This window comes from Nocardioides sp. P5_C9_2, from assembly GCF_054049555.1.
Window position 1 is genome coordinate 1 of record NZ_JBFUMD010000591.1, and the last position, 2,031, is coordinate 2,031.

Annotated in this window: 3 protein-coding genes; 2 read left to right on the forward strand and 1 reads right to left on the reverse strand. The window is 70.1% G+C overall.

Annotated elements, in window-relative coordinates:
• Nucleotides 1–126 precede the first annotated feature (126 nt).
• Nucleotides 127–813, forward strand: coding sequence for a CPBP family intramembrane glutamic endopeptidase (locus ACXJKL_RS19995; RefSeq protein WP_457208745.1), 687 nt, complete (start codon nucleotides 127–129; stop codon nucleotides 811–813).
• Between the two features lie 7 nt (nucleotides 814–820).
• Here the strand turns inward: ACXJKL_RS19995 and ACXJKL_RS20000 are convergent, their stop codons facing one another.
• Nucleotides 821–1,717 carry an NAD(P)H-binding protein gene (locus ACXJKL_RS20000; protein WP_457208746.1) on the reverse strand — a complete coding sequence of 299 codons (897 nt, stop codon included), beginning with the start codon at nucleotides 1,715–1,717 and terminating at the stop codon, nucleotides 821–823.
• Nucleotides 1,718–1,806: 89 nt separating this feature from the next.
• Between ACXJKL_RS20000 and ACXJKL_RS20005 the strand changes: the two genes are divergently transcribed.
• Nucleotides 1,807–2,031, forward strand: a 225-nt coding sequence (locus tag ACXJKL_RS20005; protein WP_457208747.1) for a VOC family protein, incomplete at its 3' end; no start/stop codon positions are given.

Sequence of the window (2,031 nt, forward strand, 5' to 3'; positions counted from 1 at the left end):
CTTCAGTGCTGGTCGCTGAGCCTCTGCTCCGCAAGGCTTCAGTGCTGGTCGCTGAGCCTCTGCTCCGCAAGGCTTCAGTGCTGGTCGCTGAGCCGACGGCTTCGCCCGCTCTCTAGGCTCGGGTCCGTGTACGACTGGTTGCGACGCTCCCTGTGGGACGTGGTGCCGCGCGACCAGCGCGACACCGCGGCCGCACTGCGTCGTCGCCAGGTCGTCACGGCCTCCGTGGTCCTCGTCGGCGCCGGCGTCCTCGGCTACTCGCTGAGGATCGAGCCGGGGAGCCCCACGTTCTACGTCTCCACCCTGGTGCTGGCCGGAGTGTGGGTGATCGGCGCCTTCGCGTCGGGTCGCCTGCACCTCGGTCGCATCACGCGCGGCGAGGCGACCCTGCGACCGGTGGTCGCACCGCTCGCCATCGGCCTGGTGCTGGTGGCGGTCTTCGTCGTCGGCTCGCTGGTGGTGCGCCAGGTCCCACCGCTGGCCGACTACGTCAGCTCGGTCCTGGAGTACGCCGACCAGGGCTCGGTGCCGGTCCTGGTGGTCATCACGCTCGTCAACGGCATCGCCGAGGAGCTCTTCTTCCGCGGGGCGGCGTACGCCGCGATCCCGCGCCACCCGGTCGCCTGGACGACGCTCGCCTACTTCGTGGCGACGCTGGCGACCGGCAACGTGATGCTCGCCTTCGCCGCGATCCTCATCGGCCTCGTGTGCGGCCTCCAGCGTCGCGCCAGCGGCGGGGTGCTCGCGCCGATCATCACGCACGTCACCTGGTCGCTGTCGATGCTGCTGGTGCTGCCGTTCTTCTTCGGCTGAGCGGTGCTCAGCCGCCGGCCGCCCGGCGCTCCTCGAGCGCGCGGCGTACGGACTCCTCGTAGGTCAACGGCTCGCCCGGCACGACGTCGCGGATGGACGTGTCGGTCACGACCACCTCGGTGGACATCGAGTCGATGAGGTTGCGTCCCGTCGTGGCGTCCACGTCGGTGACCAGCGCGAGCCAGTACGACGAGAGCCGCGGGGTCAGCACCGGGACCGGGACGACGGGGATCTTGCGGCCGTTGATCAGCTCGGCGGCCACCTTCATCATGTCGAGGTAGGTGAGCTGCTCGGTGCCGCCGATCTCGAAGACCCGGCCGAGCGCCTCCTCCTGGTCGACCACACCCGCGAGGTAGCGGATCACGTCGTCGAGCGCGATCGGCTGGGTGCGCGTGCCGACCCACTTGGGGACGATCATCGCGGGCAGGTTCTTGACCAGCTGACGGGTGATCTCCCACGAGATGCCGCCGTGGCCGACGACGATCGCGGCGCGCAGCACCGTCACCGGTACGCCGTCCTGGCCGAGGAGGCCCTCGACCTCCCGACGCGAGCGCAGGTGCGCCGACAGGTTCCCGTCGTCGGCGCCGAGCCCGCCCATGTAGACGATCTGGCGCAGGCCCGCGGCCGCAGCGGCCTTGCTGAAGTTGCGGGCCGCCTCCGCGTCCTTGCGCTCGAAGTCGGGGTCGTCGAGGGAGTGGACGAGGTAGATCGCCACGTCGACGCCGTCGAGCGCCTCGGCCAGCGAGCCCGGGTCCATGACGTCGGCACCGACAGGCTCGCCGGGTCCGTCGTACTGCTCGGGGCGGCGGGTCATGGCGCGCACGGTGTGCCCGTCGTCGACGAGGGCGGGGACGAGGCGGCGGCCGATGAAGCCGGTGGCCCCGGTGACCAGGACGGTGCTCATGCACCCAGCCTTGCAGACGGGCGGGGGAATGCTCGGACTGGCAAATTAGTTCAACCTTCAACTATAGTGGTGTCAACGAAGGAGAACCCATGTCCATCCCCGCAGTCCGGCTCAACCATGCCGTCCTCTTCGTCGCCGACCTCGAGAGGTCGATCGACTTCTACACCTCCGTCTTCGGCATGGAGGTCGCCGCCCGCGAGCCCCGCGCCCGGGCCGCCTTCCTGCGTCTCACGCACGGCGACAACCACCACGACCTCGGCCTCTTCGCCATCGGGGCCGACCAGGTCAAGCGTCCCGGCATCGGGCTCTACCAC